The following is a 15,977-nucleotide window of genomic DNA, read 5'->3' on the forward strand; positions in this document are numbered from 1 at the left end:
ACTGCGTGATGGGCGTTGGCGTGAATACGCCAAGTCAAGCCTGACTGGGCGCTCCGCTGCGGGTTCGGCATGGGCCAAAAGCAGCGGTCAGCGCCAGAATCAGGCCTGATATCGTGGCGATCATTCCAGCGGCGCTGACAGCATCCGCAGCCCCCAACCACAATGGGCCATAGCCCGCTAAAACATAACCGGACACGGCGGCAAGGGTTGCGAACAGGACACTCCAGAGGATCTGGGCTTCCAACCGGTTGGTCATCATCCGTGCCGCAGCTGGCGGGCAGATGAACATTGCAATCACGATGATCGACCCCACTGCATCAAATGCCGCTACAGCAGCAATCGCAGCTATGATCACCAGCGCCATCCCTAACGCGCCAGTGCGGATACCAATTGTACGCGCAAAGCCTTCATCGAAGGTCGATATCTTGAGCGGTCGCCAGAACAACCACGTGAACAGCAAGACCCCCGTCAGTGTCAGCGCAATGCGCGGCAATTCAGGTGGCAACCCTGCCAATGCCTGTAGATCCAGCAGCGACGACCAGTCCGTTGCATCCAGCCAGATCAAGCTTTCCAGATTGCCGTAAAGCGCATGTTCAACGTCCAAATGGACGGTCGAAGTGTCAGTCTGCTCAAGCAGTAGGACACCACCGGCGAACATGGTCGTGAATACGACACCCATCGCTGCCCCCGGCTCGATCTGACCCAATCGCCGGATCGCTTCGATCATAACCACGGCGACCACAGCAGCCCCTGCTGCGCCAAGCATCATCGGCCAAGTTGAAATTGCGCCTGTGAGCAGAAACGCGACGACAATACCGGGCAACACCACATGGCTGATCGCGTCGCCAATCAGCGCTTGCTTGCGCAGCACCAGAAAGTTGCCGGGCAGAGCGCATGCGATGGCCGCGAATGTCCCAATCAACAAAGGCGTCAGCGACAGGGGTACGAACTCTTCTCCGCTCATGGCGTGACCTCCTGCGGGCCGCCGATACGGCGATCGATCTCGGCGATCTGATCGCGAGTCAGCACGGTCTCGATATCGCGCAGCCCATCGTACAGCGCCGCAGTGGCCTCATGCGCCTGATCCGCGCGGACGATCTCCCACCGCTTTTCGTCTCGTAGGGCTTTGGCCGCACGCGCCTTCCCATGCTCCGTTGCAACTCCATCGGCGCGCACAAGGCCGGTGCGGCGTAGCAGGCGAATGGTTAGGGGTTCATAGATCTGCTGTCCCTGCGCCAGTGCCAGCAGTCCCTGCCGAATGTGCACTCGACGCTGGAACCGAAGGTGGCTGAGAATAGCTGCCAACACACCCCGAACCGGCGCGAACAGGAGCGACAGGGCAAAGAACCCAAAGCTGACCAGAACGATGATCGGTCCGGTCGGCAGGTTCGGAGCCGAGGCCGAAATACCTGCCCCCAGATACCCTGCAAGACCTCCGGCCAAACCTGCCAGAACGACCACGCGGTCGGATCGCTCCGTCCAGAACCGCGCTGTCACAGGCGGGATGATCAGCAGAGCAACAATCAGGATTAGACCAACGATCTTTAGCCCGACCACGGTCACCGCCATCACGAGCCCCATCATCGCCAGATCAATCCGATGCACGGGCAACCCGCGCGCGGCGGCATATTCAGGATCGAAGGCGACCATCGTCATCGGGCGGCGGATGATCATCACCAGTACCAACGTTGCCGCGCCACCGATCGCGATGACCAGAGCATCAGCCCATAGCATCCCAGCAGTAGAACCCAGCAAGAATCCTTCCAATCCTGCCTGGCGTCCAACCCCCATGGTTTGAATAACGGTCAGCAGTACGACACCAAAACCGAAGAACACCGATAACACTGCGCCGATCGCTGCATCTTCTGCCAAACGTGTGCGACTGGTCAGCCAGTTCATACAGAGCAAACCAACCCATGCAGATATTGCCGAACCTGCAAGCAGTCCGATCAAATTCCGACCATCACCACCGAAAGCCACCAGCACCATGAAGGCAAGGCAAACGCCCGGTAGGGTCGCGTGGCTGATGGCATCGCTAACCAGCGCGCGTTTACGCAGGAATAAGAACGTGCCCGTCACACCTGCCGAAACGCCCAGTAACGTCGCACCAATAGCAACCAGCGTGGCGTTATAGCCAAGCTGTAACGTCAAAGCCTCCCAAAGCATGACTACCCCAGCGCGCGCGAAATCTGATCGATTTGAGCCGTTGCAAGACGTCCGCCATAAGCGGCCTGCAGCGTTTCAGCGGTAAAGGCCTGCTCCACCGGTCCCTCGGCCACTTTGCGGGTGTTGATCAGGAACACATGGTCGAAATAGTCGGTGACCGTGGCCAGGTCGTGATGCACTACAACAACGGTCTTGCCAGCCTCTTTCAACGATTTCAGCACGGCGATGATCGCCTTTTCAGTCGCGGCGTCCACGCCTGCAAAAGGTTCGTCCAACAAATACATGTCGGCATCCTGTGCCAATGCGCGCGCAAGAAAGACCCTCTGTTGCTGACCACCAGAAAGCTGCCCGATCTGACGGTCGGCAAATTCCCGCATACCGACACGGTGCAGACAGTCCATGGCACGGGCGGTATGGCGGGCACGAACACGACCCAGCAGGCCCAATTGACGCGACAAGCCCATCAGCACCACATCAATCACGCGCGTCGGGAAATCCCAGTCCACGCTGGCGCGCTGTGGTACATAGGCGATGCGGGCCCGCTGGTCCTCGAGCGGCTGACCAAACACGGTCACCTGACCCGACAGCGGAGACACGATCCCCAAAGCAGCCTTTAGCAAGGTTGATTTGCCAGCCCCATTTGGCCCGATAATTGCCGTCATGGCGCCGGGCTGCACCGTCATATCGACCGAGAAGACTGCGGGTTTCTGACCGTACGAGACGGTCAAACCCCGTATGGCGAGAGGGCAAAGATCGATGTCCTGCCCTTCGATAGAAACCCCTTGAACTGTGGCGAGTTCAATCATGGCTCAAAACCCCGCCGACAGTTTTCCGTTCATGCCGCGTTCGGGCACATCCGCCCCCAACGCGCCGGCAATCACAGTAATGTTGTGATCGAGCATACCGATATAGGTGCCCTCATAAGTGCCCGGCTCGCCCATGGCGTCGGAATAAAGCTCTCCGCCGACGCCCACTTTGTGACCTTCGGCCGAAGCACCCTCGATCAAGGCACGCATGGATCGATCTGAAACGGAACTCTCCACAAACACGGCGTTCAGCTGACGCTCTACCAGAGTTTCGACCAACTCACCGATCCGGTTCAACCCTGCCTCGGATTGGGTCGAGATGCCCTGAATACCCAGCACCTCATAGCCATATTCATCACCGAAATAGCCAAATGCATCATGCGCAGTCACCAGCACGCGGTTGTTTTCGGGAACGGCCGCCAAAACCTGCTTGCCATAGGCGGCCAGCAGATCGATCTCGGCCAGAAAAGCTTGTGCGTTGGCTGCGAACTCATCTGCCGCTTCGGGTCGGGCTTCGGTCAGAGCTTCCTGCACTTCGATCACGACATCGCGCCACAGAACCGGGCTCATCCAGACATGCGGGTCAAATTTGTCAGCGTAGTCGTCATGGGCGCGCAGTTTCGATGTGTCGATGCCATCCGCCACGGCAACCACTGTCCGCTTGCGGCCCAGATCGTCAAAGAAACCTTCCATCTGAGCCTCTAGATAGAGGCCGTGCCACAGCACCAGATCAGCTCGGGTCATCGCAACAATATCGGTGCGGGTCTGGCGATAAGCGTGAGGGTCGACACCGGGTCCCATCAAGCCCTTCACGTCGACCTGTTCACCGCCGACCTGGCGCGCAGCGTCTGCAATCATGCCGGTGGAGGCGACGACTTTCAGCGGCGCTTGAGCGATTGCGGCAACGGGCCACACAAGCACGAGAGCCAATGCCGTAAGTAGCGATCGACGAATCATTTCAGACTCCGAACGGTTATCCTGTTAAGTCAAAATATGAGAACCATTCGCAACTAAGTCAATGCAAATGCGAATTACTCGCAAGAAAACGACTATATTTGTCCATTTGGTCAAAAATTTGCCCCTTACGACGCTGGCACACCTTCCCTTTCGCTGCGACCCATGCGATTTTGACGCGAACCTCCAAAAGGACGGAATAATGGAAACGCAGAGCTCAGAAAGCACCGTGCGCACCCCGCATCTGCCGCAAGTGACCGAGCCCCGGAACCCAGGAATGGATCTGGATCTGGATTGGGTGCGGGCCGTGCAGGCCAACACTTCGGCCATCGAGCGCCGCGCAGCGACGCTGCCCGGTCGGCGGTCAGTGAAAAAAGAATACCAGGCCGCATGGCTGCTCAAAGCGATCACAATGATCGACCTGACCACGCTATCGGGCGATGACACGGTTGGGCGGGTTCGTCGCCTGTGCGCAAAGGCTCGTCAGCCTATCGCGTCTTCAGTTCTGCAGGCGCTGGACATGCCGCCGATCACAACAGGAGCGGTGTGTGTCTACCATGACATGATCGAAACGGCTGTGGACGCATTGGAAGGCACTGGTATTCCGGTTGCGGCGGTATCCACTGGCTTCCCGGCTGGGCTCTCTCCGTTTCATCTGCGTGTGGCAGAGATCGAAGAAAGCGTGAAGGCCGGAGCCGAGGAGATCGACATCGTCATCTCGCGCCGTCATGTGCTGTCTGGCGACTGGCAGGCCCTGTATGATGAGATGAAGGCCTTCCGCGTCGCCTGCAGCGATGCACATGTCAAAGCCATTTTGGCGACCGGAGAGCTGGGCAGCCTGCGCAACGTCGCGCGTGCTTCGCTGGTATGCATGATGGCGGGCGCTGATTTCATCAAGACCTCGACCGGCAAAGAAAGCGTCAACGCCACCTTGCCTGTGTCGCTGGTGATGATCCGAGCTATTCGCGACTATTATGACCGTACCGGCTATCGCGTAGGCTACAAGCCTGCGGGTGGGATTTCGAAAGCCAAGGATGCGCTGGTCTATCTGTCGCTGATCAAGGACGAGCTGGGCGACCGCTGGCTGGAGCCGGATCTGTTTCGCTTTGGTGCCTCATCATTGCTGGGCGACATTGAGCGGCAGTTGGAACACTATGTCACCGGCGCATACTCCGCCGGTTACCGTCACTCCATGGGCTGAGGACAAAAACAATGACAGTCAAAGAGATTTTCGAGACCATGGACTACGGCCCTGCCCCCGAAAGCGCAGCCGAGGCACTGGCCTGGCTGGTCGATCAGGGCGACAAGTTCGGCCACTACATCGATGGCGCGTTTACCAAACCCGGCAAAGGATTCGACAGCCGCAACCCAGCAACCGGAGAGGTTCTGGCCAAGCTGACACAAGCGAAACAGGCTGACGTGGACGCCGCCGTTTCTGCCGCTCGCAATGCGCAACCCAAGTGGGAGAAGCTGGGCGGTGCGGGTCGGGCACAATACCTCTATGCGATTGCGCGCCTGCTGCAGAAGCATTCGCGCCTGTTTGCCGTGCTCGAAAGCCTCGACAACGGTAAGCCGATCCGTGAATCGCGCGACATCGACATCCCGCTGGCGCAACGGCATTTCTATTACCACGCGGGCATGGCCCAGCTGATGAAAAGCGAGCTACCCGATGCGCAAGCCTTGGGTGTGTGCGGCCAGATCATCCCCTGGAATTTCCCACTGCTGATGCTGGCGTGGAAGATCGCGCCTGCGTTGGCCATGGGCAACACCGTGGTTCTGAAGCCGGCCGAGTACACCTCGCTGACCGCACTGCTCTTTGCTGATATCTGCTCGCAGGCCGGTCTGCCGAAAGGCGTCGTCAATATCGTGACCGGAGACGGTGCGGTGGGCGAGATGATCGTGAACGCGGATGTGGACAAGGTCGCCTTCACCGGCTCGACCGAAGTTGGGCGGCGTATCCGTGAAGCGACAGCGGGATCAGGCAAAGAACTAACCTTAGAACTGGGCGGCAAATCTGCTTATGTTGTCTTTGATGACGCCGATATTGATTCAGCCATCGAAGGTCTGGTCGACGCAATCTGGTTCAATCAGGGTCAGGTCTGCTGTGCAGGTTCGCGCCTTCTGGTGCAGGAGGGTATCGCTGATCGTTTTCATGACAAACTGCGCGCCCGGATGGACACACTGCGCATCGGGGATCCGCTGGACAAATGCATCGACGTGGGCGCTGTGGTGGACCCTGTTCAGCTGCAGACCATCAAAGGCAAGGTCGAGAGCAACACGGCTGGCCACGTGCATCAAGCCGCCTGCGAATTGCCCGCAAATGGCTGCTACTACCCGCCGACCCTGATCTCGGGCCTCGAAACCTCGGACCCGCTGATGCAGGAAGAGATCTTTGGCCCGGTTCTGGTCTCCTCGACCTTCCGCACTCCGGAAGAGGCGGTCGAGCTGGCCAACAACACCCGTTACGGGTTGGCCGCAACGGTCTGGACCGAAAACGTAAACCTCGCGCTGGACATCGCGCCCAAGCTGGTTGCGGGCGTGGTCTGGGTGAACGCAACCAACCTGTTCGACGCTGCTGCCGGGTTCGGCGGTGTACGCGAAAGCGGCTTTGGCCGTGAAGGCGGTTGGGAAGGGCTGACGGCCTATACCAAGCCCAAAGCCAAGGCCAAACCGCTGACAAAGATTGAGGCGGCAATGGGCGAAGGCGCTCCCGTCGATCCTATTGACCGCACCGCCAAGATGTATGTCGGCGGCAAGCAGGCGCGGCCCGATGGCGGCTATTCGAAACCTGTCTGGGGCAAGTCCGGCCTACTGGGCCATGTGGGACTGGCCAACCGCAAGGACGTGCGCAATGCGGTTGAGGCGGCGGCAGGGGCCAAGGGCTGGTCCAAGACCACCGGCCATCTGCGGGCTCAGATCCTGTACTACATCGGCGAAAACCTCTCGGCGCGTGCGGGTGAGTTCGCCGCTCGTATCGACGCAATGACCGGCAAAAAGGACGGCGCGAAAGAGGTTGAGGCCTCGATCCAGCGCCTGTTCTCCGCCGCTGCGTGGGCTGACAAGTATGACGGTCAGGTGCATGGCGTTCCGATCCGAGGTGTGGCGATTGCCATGAAAGAGTCCGTTGGCGTGATCGGCGCCCTGTGCGCCGACGAAGCGCCCCTGTTGGGCCTGGTCTCAGCCATGGCTCCGGCGATTGCGATGGGCAACCGGGTGGTTCTGGCGGCAAGTGAGCCCTACCCGCTGGCAGCAACGGATTTTTACCAGATCCTAGAAACCTCGGACGTGCCCGCCGGTGTGGTCAACATCCTGACCGGCAGCCACGCAGAGCTGGCAAAGCCGCTGGCCTCGCATCTGAACGTGGATGCGGTCTGGTCGTTCTCGTCCACCGATCTGTCTAAAGATATCGAGGTCGTCTCGGCCGGAAATCTGAAGCGGACTTGGGTCAATAACGCGACGGCATTTGACTGGAGCGTGGACCATTCGCGCCGCTTCCTGCAGGCTGCGACCGAAGTGAAAAACATCTGGGTGCCCTACGGAGAGTAAGGCCCCCGTACCACCGGAGGCCTAAATGGATTTTTCAAGTAAGACCGTCATCGTCATTGGTGGCACCAGCGGTATCAATCGCGGCATTGCCGAGGCCTTTGCGGCCTCGGGTGCTAATCTGGCTGTCGCCAGCCGGTCGCAGGCAAAGGTCGATGATACCGTGGCCGCGTTGAAAGCAGCAGGCGCATCCGACGCGATCGGCGCGGCGTTCGACGTTCGCAATCCAGAGGCCGTAGCCGAAGGCCTTAAGCAATTCCACGACGCTTTTGGAGATTTCGATGTCCTAATTTCTGGTGCTGCCGGCAACTTCCCAGCGCTGGCATCTGAAATGTCGGTCAATGCATTCAAGGCGGTCATAGATATCGATCTGATGGGCACGATCCACGTCATGAAAGGGGCCTACCCCTATCTCAAACGTCCCGGTGCCAGCATTATCAACATTTCGGCCCCGCAATCCTATCTGCCTTACGAAGGGCAAGCCCATGTTTGCGCCGCCAAGGCGGGCGTTGATCAGATCACCCGAACCCTTTCAATGGAATGGGGCGTCGAAGGGATTCGCGTGAATTCGGTCGTTCCGGGTTTTATCGAAGGAACCGAAGGCGCAAAACGGCTGGCCCCTACCGAAAATGCCCATGAAGAGCTGCGTCGGGACGTCCCGCTGGGTCGCTGGGGTCAGCCCCAGGATGTGGCAAATGCCTGCCTATTCCTTAGCTCTGATATGGCGAGCTATATCAGCGGAACAGTCATGGCCGTTGACGGGGCTTTGTATCAGCGCGGCTCGGGCAAGTTTGGCCAGATGATGGGTCAGATGCTGCGCGCAGCGAAAAAGGGCCAGGCTTAGGTTAGAACACAGGGGTCCGATTGGTGACAAACTTTTCAGTCGCTGGGCTTTATTTCCAACCTACCAAATTCAAGAGCTTCTGAAATAGATACCCGCTGCTACCAAAAGCGATGTCAGCGTACCAGCCACCACGTAAAGTGCGAAAGCGCTGAGCAGAGATTGACCGACAACCAAAGCGGCAGCAAAGGTTAAAAACCCTGCAAGTATTCCCAATCCCATTATCGCAACTATCATGGTGCCGCTATCCGTCCCAAGCCTCGTCTCAGGAGATGTTGATCTTCTGAATCCCATCTCCGTTCCCGACTAACATAGAATTCTCGACATTTCTGGCCAAAGTATGGCCAAGGCGAGTTAACGATTACTTAAGGCGGAGAATTGCCGATCTTCTGTCAGGCGCTGCGCCCTGCAAGAGGTCACAAACTCGTTGTTTCCGCCAGTGGTTCGCATCACCCCCTGCCGTCAATTCCAAGAAAAATCATTCAATAACAACGAATAATTCTGTTCGGCAGCGGGTAGATGGACGACGTCAGCCGTCCACCCCTTCCGGTTTGCCGACGATGGTGAAATGCAGACCCTCGGGGTTCAGCAGTTCAGACGCCACCCGGTTCACATCCTCCAAGGTCACTGCATTCACCTTGTCGTTGCGAGTCGCAATGTAGTCGATAGGCAGATCTTCCATCTGCATCCCGACCATGATTCCGGCAATCTGGCCATTGCCGTCAAAACGCAGCGGATAGGCCCCGGTCAAATAGGTCTTGGCGTCATCCAATTCTTTCTGCGTCACACCTTCCGCAGCCGCGCGCGCCCATTCCTGTCGGATCACCTCGACCGCTTCGGCGATACGGTCATTGGCAGATGAGACCGAGCCCAGATACACCGACGCCAGATCCTTGGGCACCAGATAGGTCGCCACGCCATAGGTCAAACCACGTTTCTCACGTACTTCCTGCATAAGGCGACTTTCGAATCCGCCGCCGCCCAGAATGTGATTCAGGATATAGGCCGCAAAGAAATCGGGATCGTCGCGATCAATGCCACTTTGCCCGAACAGGGCGACGGATTGCGGAGTGTTGAAGTCCACTACGCTGACACCGCCGTCAATGGTGACCTTCGCCTTGTCTGGAATGGGTTTCCCGGTTGCTGGCAGATCCAACAGCAATTCGTCCAACAGTACCCCCAGCTCTTCTGCTGTGATGTCGCCGACAGCCCCGACGTACAGTCTGTCCTTGGCAAAGACATTGTCGTAGGCAGCGACGATGTCGTCGCGGGTCAGGCTTGAAACGCTTTCAATCGTACCTTTACCGTCCGACGCATATGGATGATCCCCATATGCCATTTCAGCAAAGCTGCGTCCGGCAATATCGCTTGGATCAGTCTGGTCGGACTTCAGACCCGAAATCACCTGAGCGCGCACCCGATCGATCGCATCCTCATCGAAACGCGGTTCATGAATTGTGGTCTGCAGCAAATCAATCACTTCATCCCGGTTCTCAGTCAGGAACCGCGCCGAAATGGAGACCGTATCATCTGTTGCCCTGTAGCTGAAGGACGCAGCCAGAGATTCAAGTTCGCGTGCATAGGTGCGGGCATCCATGTCGCCGGCGCCTTCCTCAATCAGGCCGCTCATCAGATAGACCGCGCCGCGTTTGTCGGGATCATCCAGCGACGTTCCTCCACGAAACCGAAGTTCCAGCGCAGTGAAGGGGATCGAATGATCTTGGACCAGCCAAGCGGTAATACCACCGGGCGAGGTTACCTCTTTGATCTTAATCTCGGCCCAGGCGGGAAGGGCAATGATCAGCGCAATTAGCGTTGCGGCAAACCGTTTCATTGTGTCACCTCATCGTCACGCATCAGCCAGCCAGTGACCGAGGTTTCAGGTTGCAGCACTTCACGGGCAGCCGCGATGATCTCGTCACCCGTCACAGCCTGCAGGATGTCGGGCCAAGCCTGCACATCCTCGACCGTCAACCCGCTGGTCAACGCACGACCATAGCGGTTTCCAATACCGTCCACGTTATCGCGCGCATAGGTCTGCGCGGCGCGGAGCTGCATCTTAATGCGCTCCAGGTCTTCATCCTTGACACCTTCCGCGATGAAATCCGCAACGGCCTGATCCATGGCATCCTCCGCATCCTGAAGCGAAACGCCCTCAGCCGGCACAACGATCAGATCAAAGGTCGTGTCATCCAATGAGACCCCCTTGTAGAACGCACCGGTATAGACCACCTTCTGCTGCTCAAATTGCAGCTTTTCATTCAGATATGAGGTTGTGCTTCCTCCCAGCAATTCCGCCAAAAGGAACAGGGCAGCGGCCTTCTCCTGCTCACCGGCGTCCCGTTCAGGGGCCAGATAGCTGCGCTGCACGTAGGGTTGTGCGACACGCGCATCCTTGAAGGTCAGGCGACGTCCGGCAGTCTGGGGTGGTTCTTGCGAGCGTATCCGCTCGGGCAAATCAGGGTTGGCTGGGATAACACCGTAGTACTGATCGGCCAACGCCCTGACTTCGTCGGGGTCAACATCTCCGGTGACGACCAATATGGCGTTATTGGGTGCATAATGGGTCTGGTAGAAGGACAGGGCGTCGTCCATATCCAACGCCTCCATCTCGTGGCGCCAGCCGATAATCGGCGCTCCGTAACGGTGGTTCAAATATTGCGCTGCATTCATCTGTTCTCCGAACAGAGCGCGTGGATTGTTTTCGGTCCGCTGATTACGCTCTTCCAGAACCACGTCGCGTTCGGTGATGATATCATTCTCGGTCAGGCGGATGTTGCGCATACGATCTGCCTCCATCCGCATCATCAGTTCCAGCCGGTCAGCGGCGACACGCTGAAAATAGGCGGTGTAGTCGTAAGAAGTGAAAGCGTTGTCATTGCCGCCATTGGCCGCGACAGTGGCTGACAACTCGCCCGCTTCCATTGTGTCGGTGGCTTTGAACAGCAGATGTTCCAGGAAATGTGCAACGCCAGAGGATCCGATCGGTTCATCGGCGGATCCGGCCCGGTACCAGACCATATGCTGCACAACAGGAGCGCGATGATCCTCGACCACTACGACGTCCATGCCGTTTTCCAGCGTAAATGTGGTGACAGCCTCTTGCCCCTCTTTCGCGAACAAGGGGGTGGCGGCGATCAGGGCAGCCGACAATGCCAGGGCCCGAACCATGGGGCATCCTCCGTTTCATTTCTGATATTCAAACTACGGTGGTGCCGCCGGGGTTCAAGGCCAATGACGGAAAGTTAAGAAGAATTCATTCCAGCGGCGGGGCCGACGGCGTTTCGATCCCACGACGACGCGCCGCTTCATTGGTCGCGTTCGCATCGATTGACTGACGTTCATAGACCTGCGAGTACCGATCAACCGGGAACAGGCGCAGGCGGGTCCAGCGACCGCGATTTTTGCGGAATGCCGCATCCTCTTCGGCCGTTATCTGGCGCGTATTGGCAGGAACGCCATATCTGCTTGAGGCCGTCACAAGCGCGGCATCGCTGGCCGGTATTGAGGTATTCGGGTTCAGCGCTGCCTCACTACCACCCAGCGCCACAACGGCGTCCGCTTTGGGGTTAGGATCGGTCAGGTTTGCACCGCCGGGAGTCGGCGCTGGAAGAAAGGCGTAGTCCTTGGGCTGGGTCAGCGGCTTGACGGGCAATACCGAAAATTCATCCGGCCCCGCTCCGGGCGGATCAAGATTGCGCAAACCAATATCGGAACAGCCCGCAACGACAACGGCGAGTGTCAGAACAAGAATGGCGCGTGGCATACGCATCAGTGTCTCCAGCCAGTTTCAGGCGCTTTTATCGCATATCGTCCGGCAGGTCACGAGGGCTTTTTGCCATCGAACAGGACCAATCCCAAAGCTCCCGCAAATATGAACACATCCGCCAGATTGAACACAAAAGGGTTGCTGATCCCGCAGCAGGACATGTTCAAAAAATCCAGAACATAGCCGTAAAGCACCCGGTCCACGACATTTCCCAGCGCACCGCCGATCAGGAGACCGCCGCAGAATTGTTGAAGCTTCGTAGGAGCGATGCGGCCCAGCCAGATCAGGACGCCCAGGCAGATCGCCACGGAAACCCCGATCAGCACCCAGCGGGCGGCGTCACCGTCGCCCTGAAACAGGCCAAAATTGATGCCGCGATTCTCGCCGTATCTGAAAACCAGAAGCGGTGGCAGCACGTCGATATCGCCCTGCGCCACGCGCATTACGTGAACGACCAGATACTTACTAATCTGGTCGATCAAAAACGCCGCCAATCCGGCCCATAGGATGAACGAACCGCGCATCAGTGACGGAAATGCCGCATGCCGGTGAAGACCATGGCCAGACCGGCCTCATCCGCCGCCGCGATCACTTCATCATCACGCATCGAACCGCCGGGCTGAATAACGCATGTTGCGCCTGCCTCGGCGGCCTCCATAAGCCCATCGGGGAAGGGGAAGAATGCATCAGAAGCTACGGCCGAACCGATGGTCAGCGGCTGGGGCAAGCCCAGCGCATCAGCCATACGCTCGGCTTTCTTTGCCGCGATCAGTGCCGAGTCAACGCGGCTCATCTGCCCCGCGCCGACACCCACGGTCGCGCCGTCTTTGACATAGACTATGGCGTTGGATTTGACATGTTTCGCCACTTTCCACGCGAACAGCAGGTCGCGCATCTGCTCCTCAGATGGCGCTTTTTTGGTGACCACCTTCAAGTCATCCATACCAACAAAGCCGTTATCCTTGTCCTGCACCAGCAGGCCACCGGCCACCTGTCGCACAGTTTTACCACCGGCGGTCACATCCGGCAGAGCTTCGGACGTCAGCAGGCGCAGGTTCTTCTTGGCGGCGAAGATCGCCTTGGCCTCGTCTGACGCCCCCGGAGCGATCACAACCTCGGTGAAAATCCCCGTGATCTCCTGCGCGGTTTCCGCGTCCAGCGGTTGATTCAACGCCACGATACCGCCGAATGCCGACGTCCTGTCGCAGTCGAACGCGGCTTTATAGGCCTCAAGCAACGTCGCACCTATCGCTACACCACACGGATTGGCATGCTTGATAATCGCACAAGCTGCCCCTTCGGCCGGGTCGAACTCAGCGACCAACTCAAAGGCGGCATCGGTATCGTTGATGTTGTTATAGCTCAGTTCCTTGCCCTGATGCTGTACGGCCGTCGCCACGCCCGGACGACCCGAGCCATCTACATAGAACGCTGCCGACTGGTGGCTATTCTCGCCATATCGTAAGGTCTGTTTCAGCTCACCGGCAAAGGCGCGGCGTTTGGGCGCCTCAAGCTCCAGCGCATCGGCCATCCAGTTGGACACGGCTGTGTCATAAGCGGCAGTGCGGGCATAGGCCTTTTGCGCCAACCACTGACGGAAGCCCAGAGAAGTCTTACCGTAATTCTCTTCCAGCTGATCCAGCAGCGACGAGTAGTCTTCGACGTCCACAACCACGTTTACAAAAGCATGGTTCTTCGATGCGGCACGGATCATGGCTGGGCCGCCGATATCGATGTTCTCGATACACTCATCATAGGCAGCGCCCTTGGCCACGGTCGCTTCAAATGGGTAGAGATTTACCACAAGCAGATCGATTGCGCCGATACCATGTTCGTTCATCGCGGCGACATGGGTGTCATTATCGCGCAGAGCCAGCAGCCCGCCATGGACCATCGGGTGCAGCGTTTTGACCCGGCCATCCATCATCTCGGGGAAGCCGGTGATCTCGCTGACATCTTTCACCTCCAACCCCGCATCGCGTAGCGCCTTCGCGGTACCGCCGGTCGAAAGCAGTTCAACCCCGCGTTCGGCCAACGCCGTTCCCAGCTCGATCAGCCCGGTTTTGTCGGAAACGGAAAGCAACGCGCGGCGCACGGGGTGAAGGTCGGTCATGGGTCCAAAGGTCCTTTTGGCGTCAGTCGAAAACGGGCTCGTCCCGGTGCGTATCCCGCACGGCATAGGCTGTATCCTGAGCCTTGCTGAGCGTCCACCGGATGCGCGTCGCATACTCCATTGCGCGCCCAGATAGAACGATCTGTTTTGTCGCGCGTGGCTTCAAACGGCCTTTTTCAAGGTAAACGCTTGGTTCAACTGACAACTTTCCAACGCCATCATGGCGGAAAACCCATATCTCACCGCTCTTGAGCGCCATCGACACCGCAGCGCCACCCAGATCAAGTGCCGCATCAACGTCAGGATGCAGGTGAAACCGGATGTCAAAGGCTATCCCCTGCAGACCTGCCCCGTCCATCGCGCGATCGAACTGCCGTTTGGCTTTGTCGGTTGCGGTCAGCAGAATATCCTCGCCCACCAGCTCACGCCCGTCAAAGCGCAGTTCAAGCGTGCGGGCATGGGTCAGGCCAAACACTTTAGCGTAGCCGTCATGACCCACCATAAAGCGGGTGCCTTCGAATGCATCCTCGAAATCCACGGGCACATCCTGCGGGCCATCCACCAATGCTTCCTGCGACGACCCATTTGCGCCTTCTGCAAGCCGGGCGCTGGAATACCCTTCGACGCATAGGGTCGAATGCGACGGGGTCGCGCGCCCTGCCCTGCGCCATTCCTGCCCAAAACTGCCGCCTGATCCACAGTTCACGATCAGAGGACGGCGCCCCGAGGTCAGCTCAAACGCAAGCGAGGATGCGTGGGCGTTGAACGACGCAGCACCTTTGGGAGGCGCGCTGGCATCCACCAGAACCGTGGTTCTCGAGGCGGCAAGCCGTGCATAACCCATTGACAGGTCCGAATGCTGCTGCGGCTTGACACCGCTTTGTGCCAGTGCCTGATCCAGCCGCCCTTCAAGCCCACGCCCGCCCCCGTGAAATCTGGCCAGAGATCCATCTGCATGACGCAGATTTCGCAGAGTAGGTGCAATGCGCTTGATCGCCCCGGTCTGAGAGGCAGGCGTGCCTCGGCCAACTTCACCAAGTGCAGCAGAGGTCCAGGCCAGCAGAGTGAAGACCTCCAGCAATTCCTCAGGGTTGCGGGTGAGAATGCCGCCCTCGGCATCGATCTGGCGGTCGCATTCCCGGGCCAGTGCGCGCAATGCGGGATCAGCCAGTTGCTCCAACCCCTCCAGGGCCAAACCAGCCTGAACCAGCCCTGCGAGCGCTTCGAATCTCGGCAATCCTGGTGTTGCTGCTGTCCAGCGTTTGGAAAGAAACCATGTTTGTTGTGCCAAGGAGCGGAAGAAAGCTCTGCTTTGCGCTTCGTCAGCGCCGCGTAGCAGAAATTGCGCGTGGTTGATCCAGCGCATCACCCGGCGCCCGGTCAGGTCCGGCGCCCAGCCGGGCCCCTTCCCGCGCCCATGTGCGGTGATCCAGCCCCAGACCCATCGCTGCGCCTTTTCACGGGCGCGCATATCGCCGACGGCTGCCAGATCATCCAGCCAGATGAAACCGTGGCGTTCATCATCAAAATCCGGACTGGGCGCAGCAACATCCCAGAGATCGGTGTCATCCGCCTCGACCAGATATCCAGCGAAAAGGAGATTCCCGGCCACCAGTTGTCGCCCGCGTGCAAACGAACCGACGGTGCGCGGCTCAGGCTGGCTGACGAATCCCGAAACCGCCTTCCGCCTTTGGCTCAGGCGCGCGTAAAGGCGGTTCTGAAACCGCATCCAGCGATTGGCCATTGTGTCCGATTCTGACATGACGCTTGCGACTCTGCCCCTTG

The 15,977-nt window shown here is 58.7% G+C and carries 14 protein-coding genes; 3 read left to right on the plus strand and 11 right to left on the minus strand.

Annotation, left to right across the window (positions count from 1 at the left end):
• Positions 1–34 precede the first annotated feature (34 nt).
• From ACR0KC_RS10955 to ACR0KC_RS10970, 4 genes are read right to left on the minus strand one after another with little or no spacing between them, the layout of a single operon-like run.
• Entirely contained in the window at positions 35–964 is a 930-nt protein-coding gene (locus ACR0KC_RS10955) for a metal ABC transporter permease (protein WP_480760934.1), read from the minus strand.
• On the minus strand, positions 961–2,166 hold the full coding sequence (locus tag ACR0KC_RS10960; protein WP_480591468.1) for a metal ABC transporter permease: 1,206 nt from the start codon (positions 2,164–2,166) through the stop codon (positions 961–963). Before ACR0KC_RS10960 ends, ACR0KC_RS10955 begins: the two co-directional genes overlap by 4 nt.
• A 2-nt stretch (positions 2,167–2,168) precedes the next feature.
• Complete coding sequence (locus ACR0KC_RS10965) at positions 2,169–2,972, minus strand: metal ABC transporter ATP-binding protein (protein ID WP_170426192.1); 804 nt, start codon at positions 2,970–2,972, stop codon at positions 2,169–2,171.
• Positions 2,973–2,975: 3 nt separating this feature from the next.
• Entirely contained in the window at positions 2,976–3,929 is a 954-nt protein-coding gene (locus tag ACR0KC_RS10970; RefSeq protein WP_480771845.1) for a metal ABC transporter solute-binding protein, Zn/Mn family, read from the minus strand.
• Between the two features lie 199 nt (positions 3,930–4,128).
• Between ACR0KC_RS10970 and deoC the strand changes: the two genes are divergently transcribed.
• From deoC to ACR0KC_RS10985, 3 genes are read left to right on the plus strand one after another with little or no spacing between them, the layout of a single operon-like run.
• Positions 4,129–5,127: a deoxyribose-phosphate aldolase gene (gene deoC / locus ACR0KC_RS10975; RefSeq protein ID WP_170408484.1), complete on the plus strand. Its 999-nt coding sequence runs from the start codon at positions 4,129–4,131 to the stop codon at positions 5,125–5,127.
• Between the two features lie 11 nt (positions 5,128–5,138).
• A complete protein-coding gene (locus ACR0KC_RS10980) occupies positions 5,139–7,472 on the plus strand; it encodes an aldehyde dehydrogenase family protein (RefSeq protein WP_480706444.1) in 2,334 nt (777 codons plus the stop codon).
• A 25-nt stretch (positions 7,473–7,497) separates the two neighbouring features.
• Entirely contained in the window at positions 7,498–8,313 is an 816-nt protein-coding gene (locus ACR0KC_RS10985; protein ID WP_223117187.1) for an SDR family oxidoreductase, read from the plus strand.
• A gap of 69 nt (positions 8,314–8,382) precedes the next feature.
• Here the strand turns inward: ACR0KC_RS10985 and ACR0KC_RS10990 are convergent, their stop codons facing one another.
• The 7 genes from ACR0KC_RS10990 to ACR0KC_RS11020 all read right to left on the minus strand — a co-directional run bounded on the left by ACR0KC_RS10990 (position 8,383) and on the right by ACR0KC_RS11020 (position 15,954).
• Positions 8,383–8,547: a hypothetical protein gene (locus ACR0KC_RS10990; RefSeq protein WP_170515005.1), complete on the minus strand. Its 165-nt coding sequence runs from the start codon at positions 8,545–8,547 to the stop codon at positions 8,383–8,385.
• 292 nt (positions 8,548–8,839) lie between these two features.
• A complete protein-coding gene (locus tag ACR0KC_RS10995) occupies positions 8,840–10,144 on the minus strand; it encodes a M16 family metallopeptidase (protein ID WP_170515008.1) in 1,305 nt (434 codons plus the stop codon).
• Positions 10,141–11,481: a M16 family metallopeptidase gene (locus ACR0KC_RS11000; RefSeq protein WP_480771846.1), complete on the minus strand. Its 1,341-nt coding sequence runs from the start codon at positions 11,479–11,481 to the stop codon at positions 10,141–10,143. The genes ACR0KC_RS10995 and ACR0KC_RS11000 overlap by 4 nt, the downstream gene beginning before the upstream one ends.
• A gap of 85 nt (positions 11,482–11,566) precedes the next feature.
• The gene (locus ACR0KC_RS11005; RefSeq protein ID WP_170566971.1) at positions 11,567–12,082 is read right to left on the minus strand and encodes a DUF3035 domain-containing protein; all 516 of its coding nucleotides are present in this window, start codon (positions 12,080–12,082) and stop codon (positions 11,567–11,569) included.
• Positions 12,083–12,132: 50 nt separating this feature from the next.
• Positions 12,133–12,603, minus strand: a complete 471-nt coding sequence (lspA, locus tag ACR0KC_RS11010; RefSeq protein ID WP_170394647.1) for a signal peptidase II — start codon at positions 12,601–12,603, stop codon at positions 12,133–12,135.
• A complete protein-coding gene (gene purH, locus ACR0KC_RS11015) occupies positions 12,603–14,192 on the minus strand; it encodes a bifunctional phosphoribosylaminoimidazolecarboxamide formyltransferase/IMP cyclohydrolase (RefSeq protein WP_170733896.1) in 1,590 nt (529 codons plus the stop codon). The genes lspA and purH overlap by 1 nt, the downstream gene beginning before the upstream one ends.
• Positions 14,193–14,214: 22 nt before the next feature.
• Entirely contained in the window at positions 14,215–15,954 is a 1,740-nt protein-coding gene (locus tag ACR0KC_RS11020) for a heparinase II/III domain-containing protein (protein WP_170566965.1), read from the minus strand.
• Between the last annotated feature and the right edge of the window lie 23 nt (positions 15,955–15,977).

This window comes from Ruegeria sp. CF3 (genome assembly GCF_056537365.1).